The following is a 14,684-nucleotide window of genomic DNA, read 5'->3' on the forward strand; positions in this document are numbered from 1 at the left end:
TTCAGTATTTCAGTACAAGGAAAAGCATGAACCACATTCGCCGCAACCTGCTCCTGGCCGCTGCCAGCCTGGCCTTCGCCACCGCCGCCCACGCCAAGGACCCGAAAGAACTCGTCATCGGCACCAGCTCCGGCCCGTATTCGGACCAGCTGAAGCTGGGCATCAAGCCTATCCTGGAAAAACAGGGCTACAAGGTCAAGATCGTGGAATTCAACGACTACGTGCAGCCGAACTACGCGCTGGCCGAAGGCTCGCTGGACGCCAACGTGTTCCAGCACATCGTCTACCTGACCAAGTTCGCCACCGATAACAAGCTGCCACTGAGCTCATTGATCACCGTGCCGACCATGCCGATCGGCCTGTACGGCGGCAAGCAGAAAACGCTGGCGGAAGTCAAGAACGGCGCCACCATCACCATGCCGAACGACCCGACCAACCAGGCGCGCGCGCTGGTGATGCTGGCCAAGATGGGCTGGATCAAGCTGAAACCGAACGTCGACCCGCTGCGCGCGTCCGAGCGCGACGTGCTGGAAAACCCGAAGAAGCTGAAACTGGTGCCCCTGGAAGCGGCACAGCTGCCACGTTCGCTGGCCGACGCCGACTACGCTTTCGTCAACGGTAACTTCGCCCTGGCCGCCGGTATGAAGCTGACCTCTGCCCTGAGCGTGGAAAAGATTTCGGACAGCTACATCAACCTGGTCGCCATCCGCACGGCCGACAAGGCCAAGCCATGGGTCAAGGACCTGGAAGCGGCCTACCGCTCGCGCGCCTTCCTCGACGCGACGAACAAGTATTTGGCCGGCTACGAAAAGACGGATTACCAGCTGGCGCTGGAAAAGACGCTGAAAAAATAAGGTGAAAGCAAGGCGCTGCACACAAAAAGACGGCCAGGTTCACACCTGGCCGTCTTTTTTTATTCTACGCGCCACCCGGGCGCCATCACTGCTTAGAAGCGGTAACCGACGCCTACGCCGATCAGGATAGGATCAATCTTGACTTCGCTGACCTTGCCGCCAGCAGCGGTCAGTACGTCGCTGCGGATCTGCACTTTCTTGATGTCGAAGTTCAAGGACCAGTTCTTGTCCAGTTTGTAGTCGACACCGGCTTGCAGCGCGAAGCCCCAGCTGTCGTGTTCCAGGCGCAGGCCGGGCAGTTTGACACCCGAGATATTCGTGTAGTTCACGCCGGCACCCACGTAAGGGCTGAACTGTTTTTCAGGCATGAAGTGGTATTGCAGCGACAGGGTCGGCGGCAGGTGCTTGAAGGTGCCGACTTGGCCGCCATCGAGCTTGACGTCATGCTTTTGCGGGTAGGTCAGGATCAGCTCGGCAGCGATATTCGGGGTGAAAAAATACGAAATATCGATTTCAGGAATCGTCTTGCTGCTGACCGTCAAGCGGTCCGATGCGCCGAAGCCACCAACAGGAGTAGATTTATCGGCCGGATCGATATGCACGGCGCGCGCACGGACCAGCCATGGGCTTTCCTGTGCCATGGCGTTGCCGGCGAATGCGCCGATGGCGGCCAGGACGATTGCTGCTGCAGTTGCGGACGTTTTCATTATGTTTTCCTCTGTCGTTAAGTAACGCTGCGAAGTCTAAGAGTGCAGTGCAACAAAAACTTTGATCCACATCAAATAGTGCTATATGGCATCACCAGAGGGATTTTTTCCTTTGCCCAAGTCAAAAATTGCCGTATTGCAGCGCATCAATGCACGTCGGCAAACAGGCTGGCGACCCAGTCGGCAAAGACGCGCACGCGCGGCGACAATTGCCGGTGGTGGGGATACAGCACGGACACGGGCAGCGGATCGGGCCGCCAGTCCCGCAGCACTTCCACCAGTTCGCCAGCCGCCAGCGCCCGCTCCAGGTGATAGCGGGGCGCCTGGATCAAGCCCATGCCCGCGCGGCAGCAGGCGTGATATGCGTCCGCATTGTTGACGGACACGGTGCCCGGCAAGGCCACGCTGCGGCGCTGGCCTTCCACCTTGAAATCGAAGGGCCAGACCTTGCCCGTCTGGGCGGAAAAGAAATTGACGGCGCGGTGGCCATCCAACTGCGCCAGATGCTCCGGCGTGCCATGCACGGCCAGATAGGCGGGGCTGGCGCACGTCACCTGTTCCAGCAGCGCCACGCGGCGCGCCACCATCGACGAGTCGCCCAGTTCGCCCACGCGCAGCACGCAATCGACGCCTTCGCGCACCAGGTCGACGAGGCGGTCGCCCATGCCGATTTCCAGTTCGATCAGCGGATAGCGGGCGCAGAACCGGTCCAGCACGGGCATGACGAAGTGCATGGCCAGGGTCGCGTGCAAGTCGATGCGCAGCTTGCCGGCCGGTTGCTGCACCGCCGAACTGAACACGGCTTCCGTTTCTTCCAGGTCCGCCAGCAGGCGCACGCAACGCTGGTAATACGCGTCGCCATCGGGCGTGGGCATCACTTGCCGCGTGGTCCGCTGCAGCAGGCGCACGCGCAGCCGCGCTTCCAGTTGCTTGATCGCATGCGTGACGGTGGCCTTCGGATAGTCGAGGTCATGCGCCGCCTGCGTAAAACTGCGCAGTTCGACGATGCGCGTAAAGATGCGCATCGCATCAAATCGGTCCATGCTCCCTCCATTGTTATTCCTTGCTGCACAGTATAGCGATTCGACCGCCACTTTTTATCAGCAACCAATACTGCTGGCATCAGTTGCCCGCCACGCAAGCGCCACTTGCGCCGATGTCACTGGATTGCCGCCCGCCCGCGCGGCATACTATTTACAGCACACACATGAGAATAGTAATGATTATCATTTGCGATATAATGCAATACCTCGCTCGGGCGACTACAAAAAGGAATGGGAGACATGGATATATTGAGGGAACTGCGTGAATCGGGCTTGAAAGTGACCATCCCCCGCTTGCGGATTCTGCAGCTGTTTCAAGAAGGCACGATCAAGCACCTGAGTGCGGACGATGTCTACAAACTCTTGCTGGCTGAAAAGATCGACGTGGGCCTGGCCACCATCTACCGCGTGCTGATGCAGTTTGCCGAAGCGGGCATTTTGTTTCGCCGGCATTTCGAGTCGGGCCACGCCGTCTTCGAACTGAACGAAGGGCAGCACCACGACCACCTGGTCTGCACGGGTTGCGGCAAGGTCGATGAATTCGTCGACGAAGGCATCGAACTGCGCCAGAACGAGATCGCCGCCGAGCGGGGCTTCGTGCTGCACGAGCACGCGCTGTCGCTGTACGGCACCTGCGCCGAGTGCACGGCGAAGAAAGTGCCGCCGCGCCGGGCCTGAGGATGCCTGGGCCGTTTGGGTGCCGCTGCCTTGCGGTAAGATTCGCTCAAGCTTGAGAAAGGATCACCCATGTACATCGGAGAAATCGCCCGCCTGGCGGGTACCTCGCCCAAGGCCTTGCGCCACTATGAAGCGCTGGGCTTGCTGGGCGACGTGCGCCGCGCCGGCGCCTACCGCGTCTACACGCAGCAAGACCTGGCGCAAGTCAAACTCATACGCCAGGCGCAGGCGCTGGGCTTCCGCCTGGCCGAACTGCTGCCCATCCTGGCCGGCGACGATACGGACTGGGCCGCCCTGTCGCAGCACATCGCCGCCAAGCGCACGCAGATACAGCAGGATATCGCCCGCCTGCGCCAGCTCGACGCACAACTGGCCGACATCGACACGGAAATCCACGACTGCCTGGCGCACCAATACCTTCAAGCGGCCGCTTGACTCTGCCCCCAGGGGCAGGCTTTAGCATGCAAGCTCTTCTTTAACGGACAGCCTGCACCATGACCAAGACGACACCCAAGCGCATTTTGATACTCCTCGGCCACCCGTCGGGCGACAGCTTTTGCGCCGCCCTGGCCGAGGCCTATGCCGCCACGGCCCGCAGCGCGGGCCACACCGTGCGCGAGCTGCGCCTGGGCCAGCTCGACTTCGATCCCATCCTGCACGAAGGCTACCGCCAGGTGCAGCCGCTGGAAGCGGACTTGCTGGCCGCGCAGGAAGCCATCAGCTGGGCCGAACACCTGGTGTTCGCCTACCCGATCTGGTGGGGCGGCGCGCCAGCCCTGCTGAAAGGCTTCATCGACCGCGTCTTCCTGCCCGGCTACGCTTTCAAGTACCGTCCAGGCAAGGCCTTCCCGGCGCAATTGCTGAAGGGCCGCACGGCCCAGCTGCTGGTAACGATGGACACGCCGCCCTGGTATTTCCGCTGGGTCTACCGCATGCCCGGCATCCACCAGCTGCGCAAGACGACGCTGGAATTTTGCGGCATCAAGCCCGTCAGGGTAGCCAGCTTCGGCCCCATCCTCGATTCCACCGAGCAACAGCGCGCGCGCTGGCTGGCGCAGGCACAGGCGCTGGCCCGGCGCCTGTAAGTTGCTTGCCATGCAGCCATCTTGCATACGGTTTTGACAAGCTGGTAATCAAGCCGTCATATTCCAAGGCTACCATGATGATATTGCCTGTTTGTCAGTCGCCTTGCCGTCGCGACAACAAGGGTCCGATCGTCATGTAAAGGTAGCCGCTGTGGAGTTCAACGCTTCTCGATTGCATCTTCCCCGTTATCGCACGTCCGTGGCGTTTGATCTGTGCATTCCCACAGAATCCGTGCAGGCCGACGCCAGCAACTTCGCCGTGCTGGAACTGTTCACGGAACGGCGCGACATGATGAGCCTGCCCGTCACGGAGCAGCAGAAGCCCATCGGTTTGATCAGCCGCAACATCTTCATGTCGCAGATGTCCAAGCCCTTTTATCACGAGGTGTACGGCAAGAAGAGCTGCATCGCCTTCATGGACAAGGAGCCGCTGATCGTCGACGGCGCCATGAGCATCGAAGACCTCACCTTCCGCGCCGTGGAAGCGGGCGAGAAGGCGCTGGCCGACGGCTTCATCATCACCGAGGATGGCGCGCTGGCCGGCGTGGGCTTCGGCTTGCAGCTGATGAACGTGGTCGCCACCATGCAGGCGGAAAAGAACCGGCAAATCATGCACAGCATCGATTACGCCAGCGTGATCCAGCGCGCCCTGCTGCGCACCTCCGATGCGGAATTGCGCGCCACCCTGCCCGACGCGCACCTGGAATGGCAGCCGCGCGACGTGGTCGGCGGCGATTTTTACTTCTTCGAGCGCCACGCGGGCGGCTGGTTTGCCGCCATCGCCGACTGCACCGGGCACGGCGTGCCGGGCGCCTTCATGACCCTGATCGCCTCGTCGGCCCTGAGCCAGGCCTTGCGCGAGCTGGGGCCGCACGATCCGGCCGCCCTGATCGGCGCCGTCAGCCGCGCCATCAAGACCCTGCTGGGCCAGGACGGCGCCAGCAGCGGCGAAGCCACCGGCCACGCCGGCTCGAACGACGGCATGGATTGCGCCTTCCTGTGCTACGACACGGCCAGCGCCAGCCTGCGTTTCGCGGGGGCGAAACTGGCGCTGCACGTGGTCGCGCCGGGCGAAGAGGCCGTGCGCGCCATCGATGGCGCGCGCATGGGCGTGGGCTATGTCGACACGCCGGCCGGCTACTGCTGGCACAACGAGACGCTGGACATTCCCGCCGGCAGCCTGCTGTTCCTCACCACCGACGGCCTGCTCGACCAGATCGGCGGCGCGCGCGACATCGCCTACGGCAAGCGGCGCATGCGCGAACAGCTGCTGGCGCAGCGCGACGCGCCCGCCGGCGACGTGGCGGCGGCGCTGCTGCAGGACAGCGCGGCATGGCAAGGCAAGCAGCCGCGCCGCGACGACCTGACCTTTTTCTGTTTTCGCCTGTAGTCGGGCGCCATCGAGCCACCTTATCAACAAGAAACCGGGTCACCGGCTAGCCAGGAGCACGGACGTGCTGTACGAAGAATTCAACGAGTTTTGGGATGTGGCGCGCAAGCGCAACATCATCTTTTTTTACGTGGGCTATTTCTCGCAGCACGTGGTCAGCGCCATTTCCGAAACCATCAAGGCGCGCCTGGACACGGCCGGCGCGGCCGGGCCCACGCGGCGGCGCATCTTTTCCTCGTTCATCGAGATGTCGCAAAACATCATGCACTATTCCGCCGACAGCCTGACGCCCGATGCGCAGCTGGATCAGCAGATGCGGCGCGGCTCCTTCTGCATCGGCACGCGCGGCGACAGCTTTTTCCTCCTGTGCGCCAACCCCGTCTCAACGGACAACGTGGCGCAGATCCGCGCCCGGCTGGAACCGCTGCACACCATGACGATGGAAGAAATCCGCCTGGCCTACAAGAAGGCCCTGCGCGAGGAAGCGCCGGCCGACAGCAAGGGCGCGGGCCTGGGTTTTCTGACCATGGCGCGCGACGCCAGCGAGCCGCTGGAATTCGAATTCGTCCAGGATCCCCAGGAGCCGGGCCACACCATCTTCTGCATCAAAGCCATCATTTGAAAGAGCCGACTCAGGAAAGCATATGCAATTACCGTCACCACTGTTCATCGCCGCGACCCCGAGTTCGCCCGAAATCGACTTCCGTTTCGAGCAGCACACCCTGTCGATCAAGGGCGAGTCGTATCCGGAAAACGCAGCCGCCTTCTATGGCCCGCTGATCGCCGCCGTGCGCGCCTACCTGGAAGGCTGCCGCGAAAGCGCCATCACCGTCAACGTCTCGCTGGCCTACTTCAACAGCTCCAGCACGAAGATGCTGTTTACCCTGTTCGACACCCTGAACCAGGCGGCCGTCGATGGCAACCAGGTGCGCCTGAACTGGTATCACGACGAGGACGACGACACCATCCTGGAATTCGGCCAGGAGCTGCAGCAGGACTTCATGGCGCTGGACTTCCACGACCATCCCGTGCAGGGCAGCTAGGGCATGCGCGCCGCCATCTCCGAGTCCGACCTGGAGCCCGACCTGTTCACCGTGGAAGCGGCGGCGCTGGCTGCCGCGCGCCGCATGCACGCCGATACTCACGCCAGCGGCGAGGCGCAGCGGCGCGTGCTCGGTGAACTGATCAATCACTACGAACGGCTGATGCGCGAGACGCGGCGCCTGATCGGCCGCAGCGACCGCGCAGAGCGCGACATGCATCTGCTGAACCGCCAATTGCAAACCCTGGCCGGCCAGCTCGAATACCGCGCCACGCACGACCCGCTGACGGGCGCCCTGAACCGCGGCGCCGTGATCGACCACGCCTCGCGCTGCCTGGCGCAGGGCGACATGGCGCTGATCGTGCTCGACATCGACTTGTTCAAGCAGGTCAACGACGACTTCGGCCACCCGGCCGGCGATGGCGTGATCCAGGCCGTGGTGGACTGCCTGAAGGCACTGCTGGGACAGGAAACGGCCATCGGCCGGGTCGGCGGCGAAGAGTTTTCCGTGGTCTGGCCCACTTCCTCGCGCGACGACGCGGCGCAGGTGGCGCAGCGCATCTGCGAGAGCGTCGGCCGCCAGCGCCATGCGGCGCCCATCACGCGCGCCATCACCGTCAGCGTGGGCCTGAGCTGGAACCGCGCCGGCACGGCCTTCGAGACGGCCTACAGCCACGCGGACCAGGCCCTGTACCAGGCCAAGCGCGAGGGGCGCAACTGCGTGCGCCAGTGGCTGGAAAGCTGAAGCGGACCTTAGCGGATATGTTCGCGCGCCATGCTGCCGTCGCGGCGCATGGCCGCCGCCGCCCGCTGCATGGCCAAGGCTTGCGCCTCGGGCAACTGCCTGTTGCAGGCGAGGTAAGTCTGCACGCGGTTGAAGGTCAGCAGCGGCACCACCTTGCCCTCCCACTCCTTGCCGGCAAACGGCTTGCTGCCCACCGCCATGCCGACGGCCCACAGGTCGATGCGTCCAAGCAGCAGCTTTTGCGGATTGAGCCACTCCTGCGTCACGGGCGCCACGTTCAGGCCGCGCTGGCGCAGGTAATCGTCGCGCGCGTCGCCCAGCACCGTGCCGATCACCAGGCCGCGCGCATCATCGAGCGTGCGCAGCGCCAAATGCCGTTCGGCCAGGCCGTAGAGTATCCATTCCGCTTCATTCAAGGGTCCGATCCAGCGAAATTGCGCTTCGCGCTCCTGCGTGCGGCTGGTGGAAAAGATGCAGGTGTCGGCTTCGCGCAGCGCCTGCGCGTACGCGCGCTTCCACGGCAACAGCTCGATGCTGTAGGAAAGACCGGCGCGCGCCATGATGTCGCGCACCTTGAGCGTTTCACGTCCGACGACGACATTACCTTCCATCATGCTCGACGGCGGCAAATGCTCGCCGACGATGCGCACGTCCACCGCCGCGGCCAGCGCCGGCATCAGCAGCGCCACTGCCAGCAGCCACGCCATGCTTGCTTGTTTCATGCTTGCTTTCATCTGCCACAGGGAATACAAGCCGATGTTACCATCGGCTCACCCTGGCATCGTTGCATATTGTCAATAACACCATTTATTTACCGCAACGTGACAACAGGCCAACGCCGGGACGATCACCGTGCAGGGGGAAGGAAGAATAACTGGCGGAAAACAGTAGGAGTCGAACCTACGGGAGAACGTCTGACGCCCTCCACCGGGTTTGAAGCCCGGCCACATCACCGGATGAGTGTGCTTTCCGCGGTGCCTGAGCTAGTACTTAGCTGTTGGGCAAGGCCGCAGTGTAGGACCACAGCGCTTGCGGGCGCAATAGATGCCCATTGCCAACACGGCGAGTATAACCGACGCGGTCAAAGAATTCCAAGACCTGGATCGCCCGCTTGCGGCCCAGGCCGCTGGCGTCGCGGAACGTGGCCGCGCCCACGGCGCCATTGCCCGCTGGCAAGCCTGCATCCTCTTCCGCCTTGTGCGCCAGTTGCCGCACCAGTTGCGCCAGTTCGGCCAGCGCCGCCTGGTGATAAAACAGGTCGTGCACGACCTGGCTGATCTGCCCGGCCTTGGCCAGTTTGCGCAACAGCCGGCGCGTCTCGTCCTCGGCGAGGCCGAAGCCGCGCGCCAGGTCGCGCGTCCACGGCGGATCGGCACGCCCCTGCTCCAGGGCGGCCAGCAAGGGTTCGGCCATGGCCTGCTCCTGCGGCGTCAGTTCCACGCTGTGCGTCGGCAAGTGCAGGCTGGCGCCGCGCGCCAGGATCTCGCCGCGCGCCAGCAAGCCTTCGACCAGGTGGCTCCACAAGGCGTCTTCCATCTCGGCGTCGACGATGCGTTTCAGGCGCCACAGTTCCGGTCCTGCCTCGTCGGGCGCGCGCGCGTGGAAGACGTCCAGGGCTGCCAGCACGCGCGCTTCCAGCGCCAGCAACGCCGGCGGCGCCAGCAGCAGGGCGTCGCCGGCGCGCAGGGCGATGCGCCGCGTGTCGGGCGGCAGCGCGAGGGCTCCCGCAGGCAGCAGGGACAGGCGCACCAGCAGCGATACACGCAGCCCCAGTGGACTTTGCGCCAGCAGGGCCGCATAGTCGCCGTGCGCGACGAACGCGGCCAGCGCATCGAGCCAGGCCAGCCGGGCCGGGCTGCGCCGCTTGCGCGCGGGGCCGAACGGATCGAGCACCATGCCGCCGCCCACCGTCTGCGTCGCTTGCGCATTGCGCACGACGAAGCGGTCGCCCGGCACGCCGTGCATGGGCGCATCGAACACCAGCTGTACTCTGCCCGTCTGCCCCGGCGACAGGGTCTCGCCATCGAGCATGACGGCGCGCGCCAGCTGGTGCGCCGCGCCCAGATGCACGTGCAACGGCGACCAGGCTTTCAGTTGCACGCCCGCGTCGGGCAGCAGGGTCAGTTCCACGTCGAGGCGTTCGGAACACTGCGCCAGCTCGGGCGCGACGATCCAATTGCCCCGCTCGATGCGCTCGCGGTCGATGCCGGCCAGGTTCAGCGCCAGGCGCTGGCCCGCCATGCCCGTCTCGGCGGCGCGGTTCTGCGCATGGATGCTGCGCACCCGCGCTGGCGCGCCACCGGGCGCCAGCTGCAGCATGTCGCCCACCCGCGCGCATCCCGCCAGCGCCGTGCCGGTGACGATGGTGCCCTGCCCCGACAAGGTGAACACGCGGTCCACGCCGAGGCGGAACAAGCGCCGCTCGTCGCGTTGCGGCAAGCTGCGCGCCACCTGCGTCAGGTGCGCCAGCAGGGCGGCCACGCCGGCATCGCCGTCGCGATTGGCGGCGGTGGGAAAAATCGGGCTGCCCGCCAGCGGCGTGCCGGCCAGCAGCGCCTCGATGTCCGCTTCCACCTGCGCCACGCGGGCGCTGTCGGCGCGGTCGACCTTCGTCAGCGCCACGGCGCCGCGCGTCACGCCCAGCAGCTGCAAGATGGCCAGGTGTTCGTGCGTCTGCGGCATGACGCCATCGTCGGCGGCCACCACGAGCAGGGCGAAATCGATGCCCGTCACGCCGGAAGCCATGGTGCGGATGAATTTTTCGTGGCCGGGCACGTCGATCACGCCCAGCACCGTGCCATCGGCCAGCGGCAGATAGGCGTAGCCGAGTTCGATGGAGATGCCGCGCGCCTGCTCTTCCTTCAGGCGGTCCGTGTGCACGCCCGTCAGCGCGCGCGTGAGCGTCGTCTTGCCATGGTCGATATGGCCTGCGGTGCCGACGATCATGCGGACAACTCGTCGAGCTGCGCGACGAAGGCCGTCTCGTGCGCCGCTTCCAGGCAGCGCAAATCGAGCCACAGGGTGTCTTGCCCGATGCGCCCGATCACGGGGCACGGCAAGGCGCGCAGCCGCTGTTCCAGCGCTCCCAAGGGGTTGCTCAGGCGCGAGCCTGGCGCGCTGCGGATGGCCAGGCCAAAGCTGGGCAGCTGGTCGACGGGCAAGGCGCCGCTGCCGATCTGGCTGGTCATTGCTTCGGCCGTGACTGCGTACGCGGCGCCCAGCGCCCCTTGCAGCAGCGGCAGCAGGATATCCGCCTGCGCGCGCATGGCGCCGGCGGGACGCGTCAGCAAGCGCAAAGTGGTCAGCCGTTCGGCCAGCAAGTCCGGCGCGCGGTACAGCCGCAGCACGGGTTCCAGGGCGGCCAGGGTCAGCTTGCCGACCCGCAGCGCGCGTTTCAGGGGGTTGCGCTTGATCTTCGCGATCAGGTCGGCGCGCCCGACAATGACGCCGCATTGCGGCCCGCCCAGCAGTTTGTCGCCGCTGAAGGTGACCAGGTCGGCGCCCGCCTCGATGGTTTCGCGCACCGTCGTTTCATGCGGCAAACCATATTGCGCCAGGTCAACCAGGGTGCCGCTGCCCAGGTCCACGGCCGTCGGCACGCCGTGTTGTGCCGCCAGCGGCACGAGTTCGTCGAGCTCCACGCTTTTCGTGAAGCCGGTAATGGCGTAATTGCTGCAATGGACCTTCATCAAGAGGGCCGTATCTGCATTCACGCCGTTCGCGTAATCGGCCAGGTGGGTGCGGTTGGTGCTGCCCACTTCGCGCAGCACGGCGCCCGCGCGCGTCATGACGTCGGGGATGCGGAAGGCGCCGCCGATTTCCACCAGCTCGCCGCGCGACACCACCACCTCCTTGCCCTGCGCCAGGGTGTTCAACATCAGCAGCACGGCGGCCGCATTGTTGTTGACGATGGTGGCCGCTTCGGCCCCCGTCAATTCGCGCAGCAATTCCTCGACCAGGTCGTCGCGGTCGCCCCGCTTGCCCGTCTCCAGGTCGAATTCCAGGTTCATCGGCCACTGCAACGCTTCCACCACGGCTTGCAAGGCGGCGTCGGGCAGCAGCGCGCGGCCCAGGTTCGTGTGCAGCACGGTGCCCGTCAGGTTGAAGACGGCGCGCAGCCGCGAGCGCGATTGCGCCTGCAGCCGTTCGGCCATCTGCGCGGCGATGGCGGCGATCGATGCGCCCTCTTCGCAGACTGCCCCCGCCAGCATGGCCGTGCGCAGTTCGGCCAGCACGGCGCGCGCGCAGGCCAGGGTTTGCGCGCGGCCATAGTGTGCAATCAGGGCCAGGCAAGCCGCGTCGCCCAGGATACGGTCTACCGATGGCAGGCGCACGGTTTGCCCCGTCGTCATGCTGGCTGGCCCTCGCTGCCGTCGCCCTTCCCCAGCCACAGCAGCGGATTGCCGCTGGCGCGCTGGTAGCCCGCTTCGCCCACCAGCAGGTCGAGCATCAGGCTGGCCAGGTCGTCGGCCAGGGGCTCGACGTTGTAATCGTGTTCCTGGTTGAAGACCTTGCGGTAGGTATGGCAATCGTCGCAGGTTTCCGCGCGCGCCACCTTCTTCGGATCATTCGCCTTGTTCGGCAATTTGTCGTCCTTTGCCGTCACGGGGTCGAACGGCGCCGCATCGGCAGCGTCCAGGCCCTGGTAAGCGATCTTGCCATTCTGTTCGCAGGTCGAACACTTCACGCGCACCATATGCCATTCGCTTTCGCAAATGCCGCAGTGCAGATAGCGGTAGCCCTGCGACCCGCCGCCGATGCGGATCACGCTGGCGACGGGGTGCGAACCGCAGACGGGGCACAGGGTGCCCGTTTCCAGGTCCGGCACGCGCGCGGCGCGCAGTTCGCTGGCTGACACCGACCACAAGATTTGCAGGGCGGCCGCGACGAACGGCGCATGCATGGGGTTCAGGTTATCGCCATTTTCATCGAGCACGGCATCGGCGCAGGCGTCCAGCGCCGGCGCGTCGAGCGCGCGCAGCTGGGCCAGCACCTGCGTCAGGCCGCCGGACAGGGCCGGCTGGCTTGCCGCCGTGGCGGCCAGTTCATCGAGCAGGCTGGCGAATATGTCGCGCCAGACGGGCGGGCGGGCGCCGTTGACGGGCAGCACCGGCATGCGGTGCTGCATCGCGCGGCGCAGCGCGTCCGGGTCGGCGGCGGGCACGGCGCCGGGCGCCAGTTTTCCCACCACGGCGGCTTGCGCGTCGGCCAGCGCGGCCATCAGCACCAGATAACCCTGCATGCCCGCGTCGACGGGGATGCCCTTGATGTTTCCCTGCGCCAATTCGCGCAGGCGCGAGGCACGCGCCTTGAACAGGCTGTCAGGCTGCGGCAGCAGCAGGCGCGGAATCGCGTTGTGGTCCAGGCCTTCGATTTCGCCTGGCTGAAGAATGCGTTGTACCAATGGAGTTTTCCCATCAAAAAAGGCCGAGCGTAGCTGGCCAGCCCATCCGGCGGATGCGGCTGTGTTTCGAAAGTATTTTAATCGATAAAAAGAAAGGGGTCAGTCCTGGGACTGACCCCGGGTAATGCCGCTGGCATCAATCGCAAGAACTTAGTCTTTTGTACTGCGCATCACCGCCTCGAACCACTTCGGATGGTGCTTGCGCGCCCAGCCGTAGGTGACGGTGCCGCGCACCATGGCGCCGATCGAGCCCTTGACCCACAGGGCCGCATAGATGTGCACGATGATGGCGCAGATGATGCCAAATGCGCACACGGCGTGCAGCAAGGCGGCCGCGCGGATGACGGGGATCGGGAAGTAGAACGCGAAATACGCGCGCCAGATCACGATGCCCGACAGCAACAATCCCGCCATGCAGGCCAGCAGCACGAAGAACAGGATCTTCTGGCCGGCATTGTATTTGCCGATCTTCGGAAGCTTTTCTTCGCGGTTGTTGAGCACGTCGTCCATCTGTTTCAGCCACTGCTTGTCGCCGTCCTCGAACTTGTTATGGTGCCAGAAGCGCACCACCAGGATCGCGAACGAGACGAACATCACCAGGCCGGCAAACGGATGCAGGATGCGCGTCCATTGCCCGCCGCCGAACAGGTTGGCCAGCCACGCCATCGAGGGATGGAACATGGCCAGGCCGGACAGGGCCAGCATGACGAAGGTGATGGCGGTCACCCAGTGATTCGTGCGCTCGTTCGGGTCGTAGCGCTGGATCAGCGGGTTGCCATCCTTGTCACGCAGCTTTCCATCATGCAGATCACTGTGGCTCATGGTCTTCCTCCCGGATGCGTTTGGCCTCTTCCCGCGCCTCGTGCTCTTCGTCCTTGCTCACTTCGTTCGGACCGACACGCGTGTAATGGAAGAAGCCTGCCAGCGCCGTGGCGGCCATGCCGGCCACCGCGAGCGGCTTGGACCAGCCCTTCCAGAAGCCCACCATCGGGCTGATGCGCGGGCGTTCCGGCAAGTTCGAATACAGCTTCGGCTTATCGGCATGGTGCAGCACGTACATCACGTGCGTGCCGCCCACGCCCAGCGGGTCGTACAGGCCCGCATTCTCGAAACCGCGCGACTTCAGGTCGACGATGCGCTCTTCCGCATGCACCTTCATGTCTTCCTTGGTGCCGAAGACGATGGCGCCCGTCGGGCACGTTTTCACGCAGGCCGGTTCCTGGCCCACGGCGACGCGGTCCGAGCAGAGCGTGCACTTGTAGGCGCGGTCGTCCTTTTTCGAAATGCGGGGCACGTCGAAAGGACAGCCGGCCACGCAATAGCCGCAGCCGATGCAGTTTTCCTGATGGAAATCCACGATGCCGTTCGTGTATTGCACGATGGCGCCCGGCGCCGGACAGGCTTTCAAACAGCCCGGATCCTCGCAGTGCATGCAGCCATCCTTGCGGATCAGCCACTCGAGGTTGCCGTCGTTGTTTTCGTGTTCGGCAAAACGCATCACCGTCCACGATTGCGGCGTCAGGTCCGTCGGATTGTCATAGGTGCCATGGTTTTCGCCGACTTCATCGCGCAAGTCGTTCCATTCCATGCACGCCGTCTGGCAAGCCTTGCAGCCGATGCATTTCGACACATCGATCAGCTTGGCCACGGTGCCCGTCACCGGGCTGCGCGCTTGCGGTGGCGTTACCGTGGTAGCCGACAGGCGCCGGATATCTAAGGATTGCAGTGCCATTATT

The 14,684-nt window shown here is 64.7% G+C and carries 16 protein-coding genes and 1 tRNA gene; 8 read left to right on the plus strand and 9 right to left on the minus strand.

What is annotated here, in order from left to right; translation table 11 throughout:
* Window positions 1-26: 26 nt before the first annotated feature.
* Window positions 27-854, plus strand: a complete 828-nt coding sequence (locus tag O0879_RS09935; protein WP_099667284.1) for a MetQ/NlpA family ABC transporter substrate-binding protein — start codon at window positions 27-29, stop codon at window positions 852-854.
* A 92-nt stretch (window positions 855-946) separates the two neighbouring features.
* Here O0879_RS09935 and O0879_RS09940 read toward each other — a convergent pair whose 3' ends face one another.
* Both O0879_RS09940 and O0879_RS09945 read right to left on the minus strand, forming a co-directional pair.
* On the minus strand, window positions 947-1,561 hold the full coding sequence (locus O0879_RS09940; RefSeq protein WP_289916259.1) for an OmpW family outer membrane protein: 615 nt from the start codon (window positions 1,559-1,561) through the stop codon (window positions 947-949).
* 146 nt (window positions 1,562-1,707) lie between these two features.
* Window positions 1,708-2,604: a LysR family transcriptional regulator gene (locus O0879_RS09945; RefSeq protein WP_289916260.1), complete on the minus strand. Its 897-nt coding sequence runs from the start codon at window positions 2,602-2,604 to the stop codon at window positions 1,708-1,710.
* A 240-nt stretch (window positions 2,605-2,844) separates the two neighbouring features.
* On the opposite strand from O0879_RS09945, the gene fur reads away from it, so the two are divergent.
* From fur to O0879_RS09980, 7 genes are all read left to right on the plus strand, one after another.
* Complete coding sequence (gene fur, locus O0879_RS09950; RefSeq protein WP_099667281.1) at window positions 2,845-3,282, plus strand: ferric iron uptake transcriptional regulator; 438 nt, start codon at window positions 2,845-2,847, stop codon at window positions 3,280-3,282.
* A gap of 69 nt (window positions 3,283-3,351) precedes the next feature.
* The gene (locus O0879_RS09955; protein ID WP_099667280.1) at window positions 3,352-3,717 is read left to right on the plus strand and encodes a MerR family transcriptional regulator; all 366 of its coding nucleotides are present in this window, start codon (window positions 3,352-3,354) and stop codon (window positions 3,715-3,717) included.
* Between the two features lie 59 nt (window positions 3,718-3,776).
* Complete coding sequence (locus O0879_RS09960) at window positions 3,777-4,367, plus strand: NAD(P)H-dependent oxidoreductase (protein ID WP_289916262.1); 591 nt, start codon at window positions 3,777-3,779, stop codon at window positions 4,365-4,367.
* A 172-nt stretch (window positions 4,368-4,539) separates the two neighbouring features.
* Entirely contained in the window at window positions 4,540-5,757 is a 1,218-nt protein-coding gene (locus O0879_RS09965; protein ID WP_289916264.1) for a SpoIIE family protein phosphatase, read from the plus strand.
* Between the two features lie 64 nt (window positions 5,758-5,821).
* Window positions 5,822-6,379, plus strand: a complete 558-nt coding sequence (locus O0879_RS09970) for a SiaB family protein kinase (RefSeq protein WP_071076508.1) — start codon at window positions 5,822-5,824, stop codon at window positions 6,377-6,379.
* 22 nt (window positions 6,380-6,401) lie between these two features.
* Window positions 6,402-6,800, plus strand: a complete 399-nt coding sequence (locus tag O0879_RS09975; RefSeq protein WP_099667278.1) for a DUF1987 domain-containing protein — start codon at window positions 6,402-6,404, stop codon at window positions 6,798-6,800.
* 3 nt (window positions 6,801-6,803) lie between these two features.
* Window positions 6,804-7,544, plus strand: a complete 741-nt coding sequence (locus tag O0879_RS09980) for a GGDEF domain-containing protein (RefSeq protein ID WP_251348081.1) — start codon at window positions 6,804-6,806, stop codon at window positions 7,542-7,544.
* Window positions 7,545-7,552: 8 nt separating this feature from the next.
* Here the strand turns inward: O0879_RS09980 and O0879_RS09985 are convergent, their stop codons facing one another.
* The 7 genes from O0879_RS09985 to fdxH form a co-directional block, all read right to left on the minus strand.
* Window positions 7,553-8,266 (minus strand): transporter substrate-binding domain-containing protein, encoded by a 714-nt coding sequence (locus O0879_RS09985; protein WP_253192659.1) that lies wholly within the window; start codon window positions 8,264-8,266, stop codon window positions 7,553-7,555.
* A 153-nt stretch (window positions 8,267-8,419) separates the two neighbouring features.
* Window positions 8,420-8,515, minus strand: a tRNA-Sec gene (locus O0879_RS09990).
* Between the two features lie 19 nt (window positions 8,516-8,534).
* Window positions 8,535-10,490 carry a selenocysteine-specific translation elongation factor gene (selB, locus tag O0879_RS09995; RefSeq protein ID WP_289916267.1) on the minus strand — a complete coding sequence of 652 codons (1,956 nt, stop codon included), beginning with the start codon at window positions 10,488-10,490 and terminating at the stop codon, window positions 8,535-8,537.
* A complete protein-coding gene (gene selA / locus O0879_RS10000; RefSeq protein ID WP_289916268.1) occupies window positions 10,487-11,896 on the minus strand; it encodes an L-seryl-tRNA(Sec) selenium transferase in 1,410 nt (469 codons plus the stop codon). Before selA ends, selB begins: the two co-directional genes overlap by 4 nt.
* Window positions 11,893-12,948 carry a formate dehydrogenase accessory protein FdhE gene (gene fdhE, locus O0879_RS10005; protein WP_289916271.1) on the minus strand — a complete coding sequence of 352 codons (1,056 nt, stop codon included), beginning with the start codon at window positions 12,946-12,948 and terminating at the stop codon, window positions 11,893-11,895. The genes selA and fdhE overlap by 4 nt, the downstream gene beginning before the upstream one ends.
* A 150-nt stretch (window positions 12,949-13,098) precedes the next feature.
* Window positions 13,099-13,770, minus strand: a complete 672-nt coding sequence (locus O0879_RS10010) for a formate dehydrogenase subunit gamma (RefSeq protein ID WP_289904359.1) — start codon at window positions 13,768-13,770, stop codon at window positions 13,099-13,101.
* Window positions 13,757-14,680, minus strand: a complete 924-nt coding sequence (gene fdxH / locus O0879_RS10015) for a formate dehydrogenase subunit beta (protein WP_289916274.1) — start codon at window positions 14,678-14,680, stop codon at window positions 13,757-13,759. Before fdxH ends, O0879_RS10010 begins: the two co-directional genes overlap by 14 nt.
* Window positions 14,681-14,684: the final 4 nt, after the last annotated feature.

Origin of the sequence: Janthinobacterium sp. SUN120, from assembly GCF_030397735.1 — a bacterium.
Lineage (GTDB): Bacteria > Pseudomonadota > Gammaproteobacteria > Burkholderiales > Burkholderiaceae_D > Janthinobacterium > Janthinobacterium kumbetense.